Below are 14,703 nucleotides of genomic sequence, written 5' to 3' on the forward strand. Positions count from 1 at the left end.
TGAGTGGGAAGCAGTATGGCAGACAAGAACTTCGCGCGAAGCGGAACCGCTGACACGGATCTCTTGGCAGAAGATGATCCGTTGAGCGAGCTTGCCCGCCTCGTCAACTTCGAGCCGCATCCTGTGCAGGGTGTCAGCAAAACCTTCCCCGACGCCGCCCAGGCGGCGCCGCGGCATGAAAATCCCGTCCTCGCCCTTGAGGACGAGCTTCTGCGCGCCTTCGAGCAATATGACGCGCCGACGCCCGTCGCCGATCCGGTCCCCGCCGCCCAGCCGGTGGTGCGCCATGTCGAGCCCGTGTTCGAAGAGCCGGCCCCCGCCATGGAAGACCGCGCCTCGTTTATCGACGAGGTGCCGAGCCGGGACTTTGCCGCCAGTGAGCCCTATTATCGCGAACCGGCCTTCGATAGACCCGTCGAGCCTTCCTTCGCGGAAGAGCCCCTTGCCGTCGAGCAGCCCGTCGAGCCGGAACCGCAGTTCGCCGAAGATCCGGCACTGTCTCTCGCCGATGAGTTGGAGACCTATGTCCACGAGGTTCCGACCGTCGAGGCCGAGGCGACGACCCATACCGCCCATGCCTTCGCCGACCGCTTCGAGCCGCGCTTCGAAGAGCCGGCCCGCCAGGAACCTGCCTATCATGAGCCGGCCGCCGAACCGCAATTGTCCGAATTCTCTCCTGTCGAGGATCGCCAGCCGGAATTCCTCGGCCTGCAGCCGCTGACGGCGGACGAGGGCTCTGCCGGGCTCGATCTGGAGCGTGAGCTGGAACTGTCGATCGGCGACAGCTTTGCCGATGAGCCCCCGTACGAGCCGGAGACCGCTTTCATCGAACCCCTGCCGGTCGCCACCCATGTCGAGCCCGTCTTCGACAGCCGGATGCCGGTCGATCCCGTGATCGAGCAGGCCGAGCCGTTCCATGCCGAGCCGGCGGCCTATGCCGGCGAGGAGCCGCATTTCGTCGCCGAAATGCCGTTCGAGACGCGTGAGGACCGCGCCCGCGCGGCGGCTGCGGCCGAGGCGCAATGGCAGGTCGATGACGTCGAGCCGGTTTTCCAGGCGCCCGCCTATCAGGTGGAATCCGTGGCGACGTCCGGCAATTACGATGGTGACGCGCTGCTCGCCGAAATCGAGCGTTTCCCCATGCCGGAAGCCCGCTCGCCGCTGTCCGCGGAAACGGCCGCGGCCGGCGCCGCCGTTATCGCCGCTGCCGCCGCGCGCAGCAATACGCCGGCGAATATTTCGGCCATTTTCGGCCGCGCCACGCCGACTGTGCATCGCGATCCCGTCGCCGAGACGGTGGCGACCCCCTTCGTCGAGCCTGTGAAGGCCCCGGTCCAGGCTGTCGAGACGCCCGTCTTCGAGGCACGCCGTGAGCCGGCCGCCGTCCCGACGCCGGTTGCCTCCGAGCCCGAACTCGATTTCGAGAACATGGAATTCGACCTCTCGGATATCGATCTCGATATCTCCGATTTTTCGCTGGACGAGGAGCCGGTGAAGCCGGTGGCCAAGCCCGCCGAAGTGAAGGTAGAGGTTGCAAGGCCGGCACCGGTCGAGACGCCCGTCCGGCGCGAGCCCGTCGTCGCGGTGCCCGTCTCCACCTTCACCAAGCCGCAGCCGGTGACCGCCGAGTTGAGCGACGGCACGCTGCCCTTCGATCCGTCGATGATCGCCGAGACCGACGAGGGCGTTTCCCCCGTCACCGAGCTCGACGTGCCGCAGCTTCCCGTCGTGGAGAAGGAAAAGCCGCCGGTCTTCCAGCCGGACTACGATTTCGACATCGACGCGGAAATGGCGCAGCTCTTCAACGAGCCGGCCAAGACCCATGCCGAGGAGAACAAGGCGAGCGTCGCCGCCGCGACGGCCCAGCCGGCGACGCAGATCAACGACGTCGACGATTTCGAGCGCGCGCTGGAGGAAGACTTCCGCCGCTCGCTCAACCAGCCGGAGCGTATGGCGATCCCGGTCGATCCCGGCCAGGCGACGGCGCTCTATTCCGGCGACGGCTATGACGAGGAGACCGCCCGTCCGCGCCGCGGCATGCTGATCGCCGCCTCCATCGCCGGCCTTCTTCTGGTCGGCGGCGGCGCCGTCTACGCCTGGTCGGCCCTCACGGGCGGATCGGTCGGCGGCTCGGGCGAGCCGCGCGTCATCCTTGCCGACAAGGACCCGATCAAGGTCGTGCCCGAGGAAAGGGGCGGCAAGACCGTTCCCAACCAGGACAAGGCCGTCTACGACCGCGTTGCCGGCGATACGACGAGCCGGCCGCAGCAGGAACAGCTCGTCACCTCGACGGAAGAGCCGGTCGACGTCGTCCAGCGCACGCTGACGCCGGAAGCCCTGCCGATGGACGGCCCGGAGGACGGCACCGATACGGCGGCGGCCGATGATGAGAACCGCCTGCTGCCGGGCGTCGACGAGCCGGAAACGGCGAACGCCGAGACCGGCAACAAGCCGCTCGTCTCGCCGCGCAAGGTCAAGACCATGATCGTCAAGCCGGACGGCACGCTCGTCGCCCGCGAGGATACGGTCGCCGACACGGACCTCGACGCCAAGGCGACGGCCACCACCGGCGGCGCTTCGGGCGAGGCTTCCGCATCGGCCAACGCGACGCTCGACGGAGACGCCTCGCTGCGCGCCGAGCAGGCCGCATCCGACTCCAAGCCGCGCTCGGCGCTTGCCGAAGTCGCCAATGCACAGGTCGACGACACGGCGCCGGTGCGCACGGTCAAGACGACCACGGTCGGCGCGACGGACACGAACGCGACGGCCGGCAACACGCCGCTCCCCGAAACGCGCCCGGTCGATCAGCCGGTCAATGTCGTCGGCACCGTCACCGAGAACGGCAACGTCTCCGGTACGCAGACCGCTTCGGCGACGCAGACCCAGCAGGCCGTCGAACAGACCCAGGTCGCACCCGGCAGCTACGTCATCCAGATCGCTTCGCTTCCCTCCGAGGCCGAGGCACAGAAGACCTACAAGTCGCTGTCCTCGAAATTCGGCAGCGTCATCGGCGGTCGCGGCATGGATATCAAGAAGGCGGAAATCCCCAACAAGGGTACCTTCTACCGCCTCCGCATTCCGGCCGGCTCGCGTGAAGACGCGAACGCCCTCTGCAGCCGCTACAAGAGCGCGGGCGGCAGCTGCCTCGTCACCCGCTGAGGCGGGCTGATATCCTGAAGGGGCGCGGACATGGTTCGCGCCCCTTCGATTCCCGCGGGCGGCCGACGCCTGTCTCCTCCTCGAAAATTCCAAGATTGCGGACATGAGCGAATCGAAATCCTTCATTTCGGGCTGCAAGGGCCTGAGCCTCACCGCCGACGAAAAGGCCTTCTTCCGCAACGAGCGCCCCTGGGGCTTCATCCTCTTCGGCCGCAATATCGGCGAGCCGGCGCAGGTGGCGGACCTGACGGCCGAGATGCGCGAGAGCATCGGCGGCGGAGCCGACATCCCGGTGCTCATCGACCAGGAGGGCGGGCGCGTCCAGCGCATCAAGCCGCCGCATGTCCAGCAATATCCGAATGCCGCCGCACTCGGCGCCATCTACCGGGCGGACGAGGCGCGGGGCCTGCGCGCCGCCTGGCTGATGTCGCGTCTGCATGCCTTCGATCTTCTGCGCCTCGGCATCAATGTCGATTGCCTGCCGGTGCTCGACGTCGCCGTGCCGGGCGTGCACGACGTCATCGGCAACCGCGCCTACGGGCAGGAGCCGGAGATCGTCTCGGCGATGGGCAAGGCGGCGGCGGAAGGCCTCAAGGCCGGCGGCCTGCTGCCGATCATGAAGCACATGCCGGGCCACGGCCGCACCATGGTCGATTCGCACCACGACCTGCCGGTCGTCCATGCGGGCCGCAAGGAGCTGGAGGCCTGTGACTTCGTGCCCTTCCAGCGCATGAAGGACGAGCTGATGGCGATGTCGGCCCATATCGTCTTCACCGCCATCGATGGCGACAATCCGGCGACCACTTCGGCAAAGGTGGTGGAGGAGATCATCCGCGGCCATATCGGCTTCGACGGCCTCCTGATGTCCGATGACGTCTCGATGAACGCCCTTCGCGGCGATATTGCCGAAAGAAGCAGGGGAATCATCGCCGCCGGCCTCGACATGGTGTTGCATTGCCATGGCATCATGGACGAAATGGTTGCGGTGACCGAAAACGTTCCCGCCCTTGCCGGTGACAGCCTGCGGCGGGCGAATGCGGTACGCGCAGGCTTCCCGATGCCCGACGGGGCGGACGAACAGGCGCTGCGCGAGGAATTCAACGCCATGATCGCGGTCGCCTGACGACCGCGGCGGGCCACGGGAGGCCCACGGGAGGCAGCGTGCAGGCAACGGGGTCGAAGCCGCCGAGGAAAGGTCGCGGCGCGGATGCGCCGATGGACGACCTTTGGCAGGACGACGCCGGGGGGCGGGGGCTTTCGGAGGAAAGCCTCGTCGTCGATCTCGCCGGCTTCGAAGGCCCGCTCGACCTCCTGCTCCATCTCGCCCGCACGCAGAAGGTGGACCTCACCCGCATTTCCGTGCTGGCGCTGGCCGAGCAATATCTCGTCTTCATCGACAAGGCGCGCAGGATCCGCATCGAGCTTGCCGCCGACTATCTCGTCATGGCTGCATGGCTGGCCTACCTGAAGTCCCGCCTGCTTATTCCCAGGCAGGCGAAGGACGAAGGGCCCTCGGGCGAGGAGATGGCGGCAAGCCTTGCCTTCCGCCTCAAGCGCCTCGAAGCCATGCGCGATGCCGCGACCCGGCTCATCAACCGCAATCGCCTCGGCCGCGACGTCTTCGCCCGCGGCATGCCGGAGCATATCCCGACCGGCCGGCGCTCGGCCTTCGAGGCGACGCTCTACGATCTGCTCAATGCCTATGCGTCGCTGCGCCAGCGCCACGCCATCACTCAGGTCACCATCGAAAAGCGCGCCGTCTGGTCGCTCTCCGATGCGCGCGAGATACTGTCGGTGCTGATCGGCGGTTTCGATGACGACTGGACGGCGCTCGATCATTTCATGCTGCGCTACCTGACCGATCCGGCCGAGCGCACCACCGCCATTGCCAGCGCCTTCGCCGCGACGCTGGAGCTGGTGAGGGAAGGGCGCCTGGAGCTTCGCCAGGACGGCGTGTTCCAGCCGGTCTATCTTCGCCGCGGCCCGAAAGCCGGCGAAACCGAGGACGATGAAGGAGGCCCCGGGCGTGAGTGAAGAGGAGAACGGCGCATCGCCGGAGGCCGAGGGCGGCACGATCGTCGATCCGCGCCGGCTGCACGAGGCGGCGAGGATCGCCGAGGCGCTGGTCTTCGCGTCCTCGAGCCCCGTGCCGGAGGCCTATATCGCCGACCGGCTGCCGGGCGGCGTGGATGTGCTGCATGTCATGCGCGAACTGAAGGCGCTCTATGCCGGGCGCGGCGTCAATCTCGTGGCGGTGGACGATGCCTGGGCCTTCCGCACCGCGCCGGATTTGTCTTTCGTCATCCGCACCGACGAGACGGAGGTGCGCAAATTGTCGCGTGCCGCGCTCGAAGTGCTGTCGATCATCGCCTATCACCAGCCGGTGACGCGCGCCGAGATCGAGGATATTCGCGGCGTGCAGACCTCCAAGGGCACGCTCGACGTTCTGATGGAAGCCGGCTGGGTGCGTTTTCGCGGCCGCCGCCGCTCTCCGGGCCGCCCGGTGACCTTCGGCACGACGCGGGATTTTCTCGATCATTTCGGCCTGGAAGAGCTGCGTGACCTGCCGGGATTGGAGGAATTGAAGGGCGCGGGCCTGCTTTCCGGCCGCATTCCGTCGAATTTCCAGGTGCCGCTGCCACTTGGCGAGGACGAGTTGGCGGAGGACGAGGACCCGATCACCCAGCTCGACCTCGAGGAGCTCGGTCTCCTCGCGCCGGGCGGGAAGGAAGAGGAATAGGCGAGGCGAGGGCGAGGATCCGCGTGCAGGAAAGAAATGCCGCCGGATTGCGCCACGTCACGGTTTCGGCTAACCAGCGCGACATACTGGTATTTGAAAAAGACGGCTGAACGTCTTAAATCGGGGTTCAGGTTTCTAAGGGAGTTACGGGAATGGGTTCTTTCAGCATCTGGCATTGGCTGATCGTTCTGGTGGTTGTGCTGCTGCTGTTCGGCCGCGGCAAGATTCCGGAACTCATGGGCGACGTCGCCAAGGGTATCAAGAATTTCAAGCAGGGCATGTCCGACGACGAAAAGGACAGCGCCGACCAGTCGAAGACGGTCGAGCACAAGGCTGACGAAGCCAAGTGACCGCTATTCGGCTGCGGATGACGGTCTGCGGCTTCTAAGGACAATATCCTATGCTTGATGTCGGCTGGACCGAGATACTCGTCATCGCCATCGTTCTGATCATCGTGGTGGGTCCGAAGGACCTGCCGCAGATGCTGCGGACGTTCGGCCGCATGGTGTCCAAGATGCGCGGCATGGCGAGCGATTTCCGCCAGCAGTTCGACGAGGCCCTGCGCGAGGCCGATCTCGACGATGTCAGGAAGACGATCGGCGAGGCGCAGAAGCTGAATCCGTTGAACTCCATCCGCGACGCGGTCAACCCGCTGCGGCAGATGGGCAACGAGATCAAGTCCGATCTCCAGAAGACGGTGAACTCCTCCTCGACGTCGACACCGGCGTCCAGCCCGGCCGCAAGCATCTCCGATACGCCGGCCGCCGTCCCGTCGGAGGCGGGCAAGCCCGCCTCCGCCGAGCCGGTCGCGGCAGCCCCGCTGAAGACGGGCCCGACCGCCAGGACGGCAAAGAAGAAGCCCGCCGAGGCGGCCGTTAAGACGGCCAGGCCGCGCAAGGCGCCGGCCAAGGCCGAAGGCGAGGTGAAGCCCGCTGCCAAGGCTGCCAGCAAGGCCGCGACCGCCAAGGCTCCGGCCACGCGGAAAGCAGCTGCCAAGCCGAAGACGACGAAGACCAAGAAGGGCGACGCATGAGCGGCGACATCGACGACAAGCCCCAGCCGCTCATCGAGCATCTGATCGAGCTTCGCCGCCGCCTGCTCTGGGCGGTCGGCGCGTTCTTCATCGCCTTCCTCGTCTGCTTCTATTTCGCCAAGCAGCTCTTCAACCTGCTCGTCCTGCCCTTCAAATGGGCGGTGGAATGGGCGGGGCTGACCCATCGCAATGTCGAGCTGATCTACACGGCGCCGCAGGAATTCTTCTTCACGCAGATCAAGGTCGCCATGTTCGGCGCGCTGGTCATCGCCTTTCCGGTGATCGCCCAGCAGATCTACAAGTTCGTCGCGCCCGGCCTCTACAAGAACGAGCGCGCGGCCTTCCTGCCGTTCCTGATCGCTTCGCCCATCCTCTTCCTCATCGGCGCGGCGCTCGTCTATTTCTTCTTCACGCCCATGGTCATGTGGTTCTTCCTTGCCATGGAGCAGGGCGGCGGCGAGGGGCAGGTCTCGATCCAGCTCCTTCCGAAGGTTTCCGAATATCTCGGCCTGATCATGTCGCTGATCTTCGCCTTCGGCCTCGTCTTCCAGCTGCCGGTCATCTCGTCGCTCCTAGTGCGCGCGGGCTTCATCGATACGCAGGCGCTGGTCAGCAAGCGCAAATACGCGATCGTCATCGCCTTCATCGTGGCCGCGGTGCTGACGCCGCCCGATCCGGTTTCCCAGATCGGTCTTGCGCTGCCGGCCATCCTTCTCTACGAGATTTCCATCTACACGGCCCGACTCATCGAACGGCAGCGGGCGCGCGCCTCGGAAGCGCAGAATGCGGAAAACGAGGTCGCTGCAACACCGGGCGAGGCCGATTGAGGTCTCGCCTGCGGCGTTGCCGCAGGGTCGCTGCCGGGCGCCGTCGGGTTTCATCCACGGAAAAAGCCTGGAACGACGATGCTTGATATCAAATGGATCCGCGACAACGCCGACGCTCTCGATGCCGCCCTGGCGAAGCGCGGCGCGAGCCCCCTTGCCAGAACGCTGATCGACCTCGACGAGAAGCGCCGCAGCGTCATCCAGACGGCGCAGGACATGCAGTCGCGCCGCAACGCCGCCTCCAAGGAGATCGGCGCGGCGATGGCGAGCAAGAACGCCGAGCTTGCCGAAAAGCTGAAGGCGGAAGTCTCTGCCATCAAGGACCAGCTTCCCACCGCCGAGGAGGAAGAGCGCCAGGTCACCGCCGAGCTCAACGATGCGCTCGCGCGCATTCCCAACATCCCGCTCGACGATGTGCCGGTCGGCAGCGACGAGAAGGACAATGCCGAGACGCGCCGCTGGGGCGACAAGCCCGGCTGGAGCCACAAGCCCCTCGAACATTACGAGATCGGCGAAGCGCTCGGCTGGATGGATTTCGAGGCGGCCGCCCGCATCGCCGGCTCGCGCTTCACCGTGCTCAAGGGCCAGCTCGCGCGCCTCGAACGGGCGCTCGGCCAGTTCATGATCGACATGCACACGCAGGAGCACGGCTATACGGAAGTTCACGCGCCGCTCCTCGTGCGCGACGACGCCATGTTCGGCACCGGCCAGCTTCCGAAATTCTCCGAAGATCTCTTCCGCACCACGGACGGCCGCTGGCTGATCCCGACCGCGGAAGTCTCGCTCACCAATCTCGTGCGCGAGGAAATCCTCGACCAGGAAAAGCTGCCGCTGCGCTTCACCGCGCTGACGCCGTGCTTCCGCTCGGAAGCGGGCTCGGCCGGCCGCGACACGCGCGGCATGCTGCGCCAGCACCAGTTCATGAAGTGCGAGATGGTCTCGATCACCGATGCGGACAGCTCGATCGACGAGCTGGAGCGCATGACGGCCTGCGCCGAAGAGGTGCTGAAGCGCCTCGGCCTGCATTACCGCGTCATGACGCTGTGCACCGGCGACATGGGCTTCGGTGCCCGCAAGACCTATGACCTCGAAGTCTGGCTGCCGGGGCAGGACACGTTCCGCGAAATCTCGTCCTGCTCGGTCTGCGGCGATTTCCAGGCGCGCCGCATGAATGCCCGCTACCGCGGCAAGGACGAGAAGGCGACGCGCTTCGTCCATACGCTGAACGGCTCGGGCACGGCGGTCGGCCGCGCGCTGATCGCGGTGGTGGAAAATTACCTCAATGCCGACGGCTCGGTGACTGTGCCGGAGGCCCTGCTGCCCTATATGGGCGGTCTCAGGAAGATCGAGAAGGCCGCCTGAGGCGGGAGACGGAATGCGCATCCTTCTGACCAATGACGACGGTATCCATGCCGAGGGCCTTGCGGTCCTCGAGCGCATCGCACGCGAGCTGACGGACGACGTCTGGGTCGTCGCGCCCGAGACCGACCAGAGCGGCCTTGCCCATTCGCTGACGCTCTCCGAGCCGCTGCGCCTGCGCAAGATCGACGACAAGCGCTACGCGCTGCGCGGCACGCCGACGGACTGCGTCATCATGGGCGTGCGCGAAGTGCTCGACGAGAAGCCCGACCTCGTGCTGTCCGGCGTCAATGCCGGCGCCAACATGGCCGACGACGTCACCTATTCCGGCACCATCGCCGGCGCCATCGAGGGCACGTTGCAGGGCATCAAGTCCATGGCGCTGAGCCAGGCCTATAACCATGCCGGCGGCCGCGTCGTGCCGTGGGAAGTGGCGGAAAGCTTCGCGCCCAACCTCATCCGCCAGCTTATGGATGTGGAGCTGCCGGACTGGACCTTCTTCAACCTCAACTTCCCCAACTGCGCCCCCAAGGAGCTGCAGGGCGTCGAGGTGACCAGCCAGGGCAAGCTCGATTTCGGCCTGACGATCGACGAGCGTGCCGACGGCCGGGGCTTTCCCTATTACTGGCTGCGCTTCGGCGAACGGAAGGGCGATTTCCGTGCCGGCACGGACATTCATGCGCTGAAGAACCACAAGATCTCGGTGACGCCGCTGAAACTCGACCTCACGGACTATACCGTGCTGGATCGCGTGAAGCGCGCGCTCGGCGGAAAGGGCGACGATTGAACACGGGGCGGGTGATCGAGAAGGAGGGTTTTGCCGCGCTGGCCCTGCGTCTGCGCGGTGAGGGCATCAATAATCTCGACCTCCTGACGGCCGTCGAACAGACGCCGCGCACGCTTTTCGTGCCGCCGCAATTCGCGGGCGAGGCCTATTCGAGCCGCCTCCTGCCGCTCGATTGCGGCTCCTTCATCGAAGGCATCGACCTTGCGGTCCGCCTGCTCCATCTCCTGAACCTCAAGGCCGGCCAGCGCGTGCTGGAACTCGGCACCGGCAGCGGCTTCACCGCCGCTGTGATGGGGCGCCTGACGGAACGCGTACTGACCATCGACCGTTACCGCACGCTTGTCACCAATGCACAGCAGTCCATCGAAAAGGCCGGCGTGCGCAACGTCATCGTGCGCCAGGCCGACGGCAGCAACGGCATGCCGGGCGAGGGCACCTTCGACCGCATCCTCGTCACCGCCGCCTTTCCCGCCCTGCCGCGCTTCTTCGCCGAACAGCTCGTCTCGGGCGGCATGCTGATCGCGCCCGTCATGGTCAGCGATACCGAGTGCCGCATGCTCAAGCTGGTCAAGACCGGCAGCCGCTTCGACCGTGAGGACCTCTTCGCGGTGCCCTATCTGCCCATCGTTCCGCAGATGGCGCAGGCGCTCTAAGCCCCGTTTTCCAGCCCATTATCCGAGCCCGGCAGACCTTTGCCCGCTGAGTCCCGCGCCGTTTTCGCCGAAATTCCGGCGGGAGCGCGCCATGGCGCGTCTGCGCTGTCGGGAATCCCGCCGAAAATTCAGTGCGTTAACCTTTCGTTAATAAACGCAAGCCTCGCGCAAGCTTCGGGGCGTAGCCCGGAAACGAAGCAGAAGGTTCCACGCAGAACGCCGGTTTCCCAGTTGGTTCGGCCGTTCCAATGGAGAGGGAAATGTACGTCTCGAACAGGATCGCCAGCGGCTCGACCGGCGACAGCCTCGCATATCTTGCGACGAAGGCTGCCGGGAATGCCGTCGAGGAGAATGCCGAGGCCGCCTCCACCGCGCAGCTTGCGGGCGGCAGCTACGACCCGTCCGCCCATGTCGGCCTGTCGGTCGATGCGCTGCTGGTGCTGAGCGTCGCCAAGGAAGAGGCGACTTACAGTCAGCCCGCCCTTACCGAGGCCGAGCGCGACAATCTCGACACGACGGACCTCGAAAAGCGCGAATACGCCGCCTATGGCCATTTCCTCGACGAGGGCGACCGCAAGGCCTATTACCGCGCCTATATCGAATATTTCGACAGCATGCCGTCGCAGGACCAGCGAAGCCCCCGCTATGCCGGCACCCGCGAGCCCGCGGTCTCGGCCCTGCGCGCCATCGCCTATAACGAGAGCGCGCTCGACATGACCGCGCCCGATGCCGCGCTGAAGAATGTCGGGGAGGGGGCCGAACCCGATATCCGCCGCGCGACGCCCATCGCGTCGATCTTCCATCCGAGCCAGGGCGACTTCGAGAATGCCGCGCGCATCGTCGGCCGCATCTCGCGCGCCGACAGCATGTACGCGACCGGTTTCTGAACGGAACGACCGCGCTTTTGCCATGGTGCGCCGGCACCATGGTTATCAATTCACCAAAAACCCGTTGCGACTGCTCCGGCTTTAACCGGGCAGTAACTCTAACGCGCTTTAATCGGTCTACATCAAAGTAGCGTACCGATTGGGTTAGTCTCATGCGTAAGAGTGTATCGCCGAGTTTTGGTAGGACCGCGACCCGCCTGATGGCGGCGGCCCTGCTGGCAAGCGTCGCGACCGGGTGCAGCTCGGACGCAAGCCGCTTCGGCGGCCTCTTCTCCAGCTCCGGTCAGGATAACATGACCACGAGTTCGGTTCCGCGTCGCACGCTGTTCGGCGGCGGTGGCGATAATCCCGTTCCGCGCGGCGATATCGGCAACGGCGGCCAGCAATATGCCTCCGGCGGCCAGATGGGCTCGCGGGGCGAGGCGCTGAACCAGCCGTTCCCCGACCAGGGCAACATCTCCTACGATCCGATCAATACGGCCACGACCAGCGGCTCCGGCACGCGTTACGCCACGACGCCGATGAGCGTGCAGCGCGGCGAGCTGAGCGATCCGACCGCCGGCCGTTCGGCCGAACGTCAGGCCTCGCTCGGCCAGGACCTGCCGCGCGCCAAGGCAAAGCCCGTCGATACGCTCACCACGGCGACGACGAAGGGTAAGAGCAACTGGTCGACGAACAATGCGCCGGTCGTCATGCTGCGCCAGGGCGAGAGCGTGAAGACGCTCGCCAACCGCTACGGCGTGCCGGAAAAGGAAATCCTCGCCGCCAACGGCCTGAAGCGCGCCTCCGATGCCGAGCCCGGCCAGCGGATCGTCATCCCGACCTTCAACACGACGGCAAGCGTTGCCAAGGCTTCGACCGACAGCACGCTCAAGGTCGACAACAGGCTGCCGTCGCCCGAGCGCAAGAACGGCGAGAATGTCGCGATCCTGCCGGGCACCACCACCCGTGACAAGGTGAAGTCGGAAAGCGGCCAGACCAATTCCAACCGCGCCGATGCCACTGAGGGCAACGGCAAGGGCGGCTACGAGGTCCAGCCGGGCGATTCGCTCGCCAAGATCGCGCGCAGCAACGGCGTCTCCGTCGAGGCGCTGAAGAAGGCGAACGGCATGCAGACGGCCTCCATCCGCATCGGCCAGAAGCTGGTCATTCCGGCCGGCGGTGCTGCCGCGGAAACCGTGACGGACAAGACCGTGACCGCATCGGTTCCGGTCGCCAAGAAGATCGAGGCGGCCGAGAAGAAGCCGGAAGCCTACAAGGCGCCGGTGAAGACGGTTTCGGTCACCGAGGCGACGGAGAAGTCCGACGTGACGGATGCCGCGCCCGAATCGACCGGCATCGGCAAGTATCGCTGGCCGGTGCGCGGCGCGGTCATCGCCGGCTACGGCGCCAATGTTGACGGCAACCGCAATGATGGCATCGACATCTCCGTTCCGGAAGGCACGCCCATCAAGGCCGCCGAAAACGGCGTGGTCATCTATGCCGGCAGCAGCCTGAAGGAACTCGGCAACGCGGTCCTCGTGCGCCACGACGACGGCACGGTCACGGTCTACGGCCATGCCGGCGACCTGAACGTTCAGCGCGGCCAGAAGATCCAGCGCGGCCAGACGGTCGCCACCTCCGGCATGAGCGGCAACGCCACCCGACCGAAGGTTCATTTCGAGGTGCGCAAGAACGCCACCCCGGTCAACCCGATGACCTTCCTGGAATAGTCCGTTCCGGATCACAAAAAAGGATGCAAAGGCCCGGCTTGCCGGGCCTTTCCTGTTTCCGGCCTACTTGGTGAGCGACTTGCCGAGGCGGCCGGCGACGTCCTGGACATATTGCCAGGCGACACGGCCGGAGCGCGAGCCGCGCGTGGTCGCCCATTCGAGCGCCTCGGCGTGGAGCTGCTCCTTCGGCAGGTCGAGCTCGAAATGGCCGGCATAGCCGTCGATCATCTCGATATATTCGGCCTGGCTGCACTTGTAGAAGCCGAGCCACAGGCCGAATCGGTCGGAGAGCGAGACTTTCTCCTCCACGGCCTCGGAGGGATTGATCGCGGTCGACTGCTCGTTCTCGATCATGTTGCGGGGCAGGAGGTGCCGCCGGTTCGAGGTCGCATAGAGCAGAACATTGTCCGGCCGGCCTTCCACGCCGCCGTCGAGCGCCGCCTTCAGCGACTTGTAGGACGTGTCGTCATGGTCGAACGACAGGTCGTCGCAGAAGATGATGACGGGGAAGGGCGTTTCCTTCAGCACCTCGAGCAGCGTCGGCAGCGTGGCGATGTCCTCGCGGTGCACCTCGATCAGCTTCAGGCCGCTGCCCGTTTCCTGCGCGGCAAGCGCATGCACGGATTTCACCAGCGACGACTTGCCCATGCCGCGCGCGCCCCAGAGCAGCACGTTGTTGGCCGGCAGGCCGCGCGCGAAGCGCACCGTGTTGTCCACCAGGATGTCGCGCACATGGTCGACGCCGCGGATGAGATCGATGTCGATGCGGTTCGGCCGCTTGACCGGCTGCGCGTGAAGGCGGGCGGGCGCCCAGACGAAGACGTCGGCGGCATTCCAGTCGTTGACGACCGGGGCGGGGCCGGCGAGGCGTTCCAGTGCGGCGTTGATGCGGCCCATTTCGGCCAGCAGCAGCTTGACGTGATCTTCCTGCAATGTCTCTCTCCTGATGGTTCATTGCCGGGTAGCATGCGCCGGCGGGGCGCGAAAAGGGGGAAAGTGCTTGAAAACCGAGAGCTTCCCGGTCTCGTGTGTTGCATTCAATGCCCGCTTGCCTATATTCCGGCAACCGAAATGGCCCCTCCGGCCGCGCAAAATCAAGATTTCAAGGAGTAGCTGATGTTCATTACCGAGGCCTTCGCCCAGACGGCGGCACCCGGCGCGGCAGGGGGCGGTGCAGACATCCTCATGTCGATCCTGCCGTTCCTGCTGATCTTCGTGGTGATGTATTTCCTCATCATCCGTCCGCAGCGCGCATCCATGAAGCGTCGCGAAGAGCTCCTGAAGAACATCCGCCGCGGCGACCAGGTCGTCACCGGCGGCGGCATCGTCGGCAAGGTCACCAAGGTCGTCGACGACAGCGAGCTTGAAGTCGAAGTCGCCGAAGGCGTGCGCCTGCGTGTCGTGCGCAGCGGCATCAGCGAAGTTCGCGTCAAGGGCGAACCCGTCAAGGAATGACTTGGCCTGCCGCGCGGCCGGGGATAACCTCGGCCTTGCGGCCCGACTGGTTTTCAGCCGGCACTGCCGCCGGACCTTAGTCGAGATCGCG

At 65.8% G+C, this 14,703-nt stretch carries 14 protein-coding genes; 13 read left to right on the forward strand and 1 reads right to left on the reverse strand.

The window, feature by feature from the left end:
• The first annotated feature begins 81 nt into the window (after positions 1–81).
• The 12 genes from ACZ48C_RS06725 to ACZ48C_RS06780 all read left to right on the forward strand — a co-directional run bounded on the left by ACZ48C_RS06725 (position 82) and on the right by ACZ48C_RS06780 (position 13,157).
• A complete protein-coding gene (locus ACZ48C_RS06725; RefSeq protein WP_464782542.1) occupies positions 82–3,159 on the forward strand; it encodes an SPOR domain-containing protein in 3,078 nt (1,025 codons plus the stop codon).
• 103 nt (positions 3,160–3,262) lie between these two features.
• Positions 3,263–4,282 carry a beta-N-acetylhexosaminidase gene (nagZ, locus tag ACZ48C_RS06730; protein ID WP_424547475.1) on the forward strand — a complete coding sequence of 340 codons (1,020 nt, stop codon included), beginning with the start codon at positions 3,263–3,265 and terminating at the stop codon, positions 4,280–4,282.
• A gap of 92 nt (positions 4,283–4,374) precedes the next feature.
• Positions 4,375–5,193 (forward strand): segregation and condensation protein A, encoded by an 819-nt coding sequence (locus ACZ48C_RS06735; protein WP_464782543.1) that lies wholly within the window; start codon positions 4,375–4,377, stop codon positions 5,191–5,193.
• Positions 5,168–5,899: an SMC-Scp complex subunit ScpB gene (gene scpB, locus ACZ48C_RS06740; RefSeq protein WP_119258367.1), complete on the forward strand. Its 732-nt coding sequence runs from the start codon at positions 5,168–5,170 to the stop codon at positions 5,897–5,899. The genes ACZ48C_RS06735 and scpB overlap by 26 nt, the downstream gene beginning before the upstream one ends.
• A gap of 152 nt (positions 5,900–6,051) precedes the next feature.
• Complete coding sequence (locus tag ACZ48C_RS06745; RefSeq protein WP_119258366.1) at positions 6,052–6,249, forward strand: twin-arginine translocase TatA/TatE family subunit; 198 nt, start codon at positions 6,052–6,054, stop codon at positions 6,247–6,249.
• Between the two features lie 50 nt (positions 6,250–6,299).
• A complete protein-coding gene (gene tatB / locus ACZ48C_RS06750; RefSeq protein ID WP_464782544.1) occupies positions 6,300–6,932 on the forward strand; it encodes a Sec-independent protein translocase protein TatB in 633 nt (210 codons plus the stop codon).
• On the forward strand, positions 6,929–7,759 hold the full coding sequence (gene tatC / locus ACZ48C_RS06755; RefSeq protein WP_119258364.1) for a twin-arginine translocase subunit TatC: 831 nt from the start codon (positions 6,929–6,931) through the stop codon (positions 7,757–7,759). Before tatB ends, tatC begins: the two co-directional genes overlap by 4 nt.
• A 78-nt stretch (positions 7,760–7,837) precedes the next feature.
• Positions 7,838–9,121 (forward strand): serine--tRNA ligase, encoded by a 1,284-nt coding sequence (serS, locus tag ACZ48C_RS06760; RefSeq protein WP_464782545.1) that lies wholly within the window; start codon positions 7,838–7,840, stop codon positions 9,119–9,121.
• A gap of 13 nt (positions 9,122–9,134) precedes the next feature.
• Complete coding sequence (gene surE / locus ACZ48C_RS06765) at positions 9,135–9,905, forward strand: 5'/3'-nucleotidase SurE (protein ID WP_318911709.1); 771 nt, start codon at positions 9,135–9,137, stop codon at positions 9,903–9,905.
• Positions 9,902–10,558, forward strand: coding sequence for a protein-L-isoaspartate(D-aspartate) O-methyltransferase (locus ACZ48C_RS06770; protein WP_119258361.1), 657 nt, complete (start codon positions 9,902–9,904; stop codon positions 10,556–10,558). Before surE ends, ACZ48C_RS06770 begins: the two co-directional genes overlap by 4 nt.
• Positions 10,559–10,818: 260 nt before the next feature.
• A complete protein-coding gene (locus ACZ48C_RS06775) occupies positions 10,819–11,445 on the forward strand; it encodes a biotin biosynthesis protein BioC (RefSeq protein WP_464782546.1) in 627 nt (208 codons plus the stop codon).
• 152 nt (positions 11,446–11,597) lie between these two features.
• Positions 11,598–13,157: a peptidoglycan DD-metalloendopeptidase family protein gene (locus ACZ48C_RS06780; protein ID WP_464782547.1), complete on the forward strand. Its 1,560-nt coding sequence runs from the start codon at positions 11,598–11,600 to the stop codon at positions 13,155–13,157.
• A gap of 63 nt (positions 13,158–13,220) precedes the next feature.
• Here ACZ48C_RS06780 and ACZ48C_RS06785 read toward each other — a convergent pair whose 3' ends face one another.
• Positions 13,221–14,054, reverse strand: coding sequence for an ATP-binding protein (locus ACZ48C_RS06785; protein ID WP_413251142.1), 834 nt, complete (start codon positions 14,052–14,054; stop codon positions 13,221–13,223).
• Positions 14,055–14,273: 219 nt separating this feature from the next.
• Here ACZ48C_RS06785 and yajC point away from each other — a divergent pair, with 219 nt between their 5' ends.
• The gene (gene yajC, locus ACZ48C_RS06790) at positions 14,274–14,612 is read left to right on the forward strand and encodes a preprotein translocase subunit YajC (protein ID WP_119258357.1); all 339 of its coding nucleotides are present in this window, start codon (positions 14,274–14,276) and stop codon (positions 14,610–14,612) included.
• Positions 14,613–14,703: the final 91 nt, after the last annotated feature.

It is taken from the genome of Shinella sp. 1A1 (assembly GCF_055379515.1).